Genomic DNA, 308 nt, shown 5'->3' on the forward strand with positions numbered 1-308 from the left:
GGCGCAGCCAGGTCGCGACGGCAATATTAGCCGCAGCCTGCAATTTTTTGATGCCTATGGCCAGTCTGTGCATAAGCTCTACCTCAGAAATGAAGCCAGTATCGCGGTTTATGACAAATTGGTACAAGACTTCCGTCATCCGCAACAACAGCTTGCGTTGCACATTCAACGCACGCGGCCAACGCTGACAGCGAAGCCGGATCAGGAGGTGGATGTGAAGGAGTTCCAGCTAGCCTGGAAAGAAATGAGCGACGTGCATCAGTTTAATCAGATTGTCCGTGAGTTCGGCCTGAACCGTGAGCAGGCGT

Annotated in this window: 1 protein-coding gene; it reads left to right on the top strand. The window is 52.9% G+C overall.

The genetic code is table 11. The features are described 5' to 3' along the window. On the top strand, positions 1-308 hold a 308-nt coding region (locus KDM89_RS21375), incomplete at both ends, for a ChuX/HutX family heme-like substrate-binding protein (protein ID WP_329604725.1).

This window comes from Cognatundibacterium luofuense, assembly GCF_018139685.1.
GTDB classification, from domain to species: Bacteria; Pseudomonadota; Gammaproteobacteria; order Burkholderiales; family Burkholderiaceae_D; genus Undibacterium; species Undibacterium luofuense.